Origin of the sequence: Bacillus sp. AFS053548, assembly GCF_002575105.1 — a bacterium.
GTDB lineage: Bacteria > Bacillota > Bacilli > Bacillales > Bacillaceae_G > Gottfriedia.
The window spans coordinates 1-2,899 of the sequence record NZ_NUHI01000048.1; the positions used below are offsets into that span (position 1 = coordinate 1).

Annotated in this window: 2 protein-coding genes; both read right to left on the reverse strand. The window is 38.8% G+C overall.

All coding sequences use genetic code 11. The features are described 5' to 3' along the window. Window positions 1-752: 752 nt before the first annotated feature. Window positions 753-1,997, reverse strand: coding sequence for a group II intron reverse transcriptase/maturase (gene ltrA / locus CN946_RS20635; RefSeq protein WP_098862811.1), 1,245 nt, complete (start codon window positions 1,995-1,997; stop codon window positions 753-755). A gap of 506 nt (window positions 1,998-2,503) precedes the next feature. After that, the coding region (locus CN946_RS20640; RefSeq protein WP_286134008.1) for a reverse transcriptase domain-containing protein at window positions 2,504-2,899 on the reverse strand (396 nt) is incomplete at its 5' end.

Genomic DNA, 2,899 nt, shown 5'->3' on the forward strand with positions numbered 1-2,899 from the left:
AGTCGAGTAGAATGGAGTCTTTTTACCTTGCGGTAAATTGCACTCCACCCCCTCTCAGAACCGTGCTTGCACTATTAATGCACACGGCTCCTCCAGTAATCATTTACAGAGTGTAACTAATTTCTTTTCTTAAATCATAGATATTCACCTTAACCCTTGGTGAGGGTAGTGGAAACTTGCTCAGGAAGAGTCTGTATTTCTCCCATTTAAAGGATTTCCTTTGACTTCTTCTATTGAGCCATTTGAATATTAAGTTCTCGATTTTAACTTTGAAAATGTTAACACTTGGAATATTATCAGTGATGCAATAGTAGTTGAAGTAGCCAATAAGCGAACGTTTGAATCTGTCCATGTTTATATGAATATTATTATTTCTATTCCTCTTAAGCCATTCTTTAGACTCTTTTAATTTGCTTTGTACTTTCTTCCTACTTGATTTCCGTTTCACTCGAAACTTTCCTTGTTTACTCTTCCCACAGTAGTGCGTAAAACCTAGAAAATCGAAGGTTTCTGGTTTTCCATTTCCCTGGTGCTTTCCAAGTTTCTCCGCAAGCCTTCCAAAAGAGATGATTTTGGTTTTATCTTCGGCTATTTCCAGATTAAACTTCTTGAGTCTTAATTTTAGAGATTGAAAGAATTCCTCAGCTTCATTCTTAAGTTGAAAACAGCACACGAAGTAAGTAGACCAAGGGTACCTCCCCCTTAGTCTCTCTCAGAACCGTACGTGAACCTCTCGGCTCATACGGCTCCCATCATCCAGCCGTTGGTAATATCCCTAATTTCCAGTGTGCAAATAATTTTCTGTCTCTTTTCGCAATGCTTCCAAGCCAATACTCTGCTCTGCGTCTGTGTTTTCGTTTCTTGTATTTCCTACGAACCCATTTAACTAGGCAAAGGTTGATGTGACGAAGTACACCATACATTTCTGATTTATAGAAATGCGTGTAATAGTTAATCCACCCTTGTATCTTCTTGTTAAACATATTTGCGATATCACACAAGTCTTTATCTACTTTTAGTTGGAGCCTCCAACTTCTGACTTCTTTTCGGATTGCTTTCTTCGCTTTCTCGGCTATTGCTGGAAGAAAGTTCGTAAAGAACTTTCCGAATTTGTTCTTTGAGTGTCTTGGTCTAAATGTGTATCCCAGAAAATCAAATGAAATATTATGATAATTACCCTTTCGGTCATCGTCTTTACAATAAACTATTTTGGTTTTCTCTAGATTTAGTTCTAACCCAAATTGCTCAAATCTTTCTTGAAGTCTCTTTTGGAGATATTTTGCTTGTTTTAGTGATACACAGTGTGCAATTCCATCATCGGCATATCTTGCCCAAGGTACTGATTTGAATTCTTTTTCCATAAAATCATCAAAAGTATAATGTAGAAACAGATTCGCGAGTACTGGACTAATAACTCCACCTTGTGGTGTGCCCGCAGTTCTAGGTTCTAATGTGCCATCTTCCATTTGAAACGGTGTCTTTAACCATCTTTCGATGTATAAGATAATCCATTTCTCCTTGGTATGACGTTTTACCATTTCTATCAAATAATCATGTCTGATATGATCAAACAGTCCTTTGATGTCGAACTCGAGTACCCAGTCTTTTCTCCAACATCTAGTTCTCGTTGTTTCTAACGCTTGTATGGCTGATTTATTTGGACGATATCCATAAGAATCTTCGTAGAAGATACGTTCTACTGTTGGCTCAAAGTATAGTTTTGCGACCATTTGTGCAATTCTATCTTCCACCGTAGGAATACCTAGTATTCTAGTTCCTCCGTTTTTCTTTGGAATCGCAACTGCTCTTACTGGTTTAGGGATATAACTTCCTGATGACATACGGTTCCATATTTTATAGAGATTATCTTTCTTATTTATCTCAAATTCTTCTATGGATTGTTCATCTACTCCGTATGTTCCACTATTTGCTTTCACTCTTTCAAACGCTGTTACTACTGCGTTTTTAGAGATATTGAATGGCTTTGTTTCTTGCATAAGCTCCTCCTCCTCTCAAAGTTGACTTATCCTTGAAACTGGATAATTCGGGTTCTTCGCTCCATTTCCATTACAGAAATTTCATCACTACTACAACCCAATCTGCCCCCATGACTGCATTGGTACTCTCTTCTTACGGTTCTTCCGCTTGAATTACTCCCTTGTCATCAGTCCGTGGGTTCCCACGTTCCGTACAAACGCCTATGTTATGTTCATGCCACCTTTATGCCGCCCACCGCTTAGACAGTAAACAGGTTTCCTCTAAGCTTATCCCAGATTAACGACTACCCCCTGGTTTTGATGGAATCTCTACGCTTTCGACATTTTCGTAAATGGTTCACTTGCTCGTTCATCTCCATAACACTCACTTGACAATTCTTGATTGCCTTTTCCTTAACGCTCAATACCATAGCTTTTGACTAAAGCACCTTAAGGTAGTTTGAAACCTCCACCTGCATGGCGATTTCGGCGGACCTACCGCCATCATTTGTACAGCGTAGCTGTCTTCAAGTTGCTAACACAACTTGGAAGCGCCTTCGTGGCGCACAATCATCCGCATACCTTACTAGGTATGCTTGTCCATCGCACTGTTTCTTGACACTTTTCTCGAACCATAAGTCAAGTACATAATGAAGATAGACATTAGCTAATACAGGAGATATTACTCCACCTTGCGGTGTACCAATATCTGTTTTGTATTTCTTTCCTTCTTCCATATATCCACCCTTAAGAAACCTACCGATTATTCTTAGTAAGTTTGGGTCAACGATTCGGAGTTTTAAGAACTCCATCATCCATTTGTGGTCAACATTGTCAAAGAACCCTTTTATGTCTACATCTACAACATAGTTTACTGACCTCTTTTCTATATAGAAGTTCAGTATTTTCAAAGCATCGTGGCA

What these genes read in the sequence shown, in the direction of transcription:
- ltrA (WP_098862811.1), bottom strand. Translation starts at nt 1,997, where the DNA reads ATGCAAGAAACAAAGCCATTCAATATCTCTAAAAACGCAGTAGTAACA.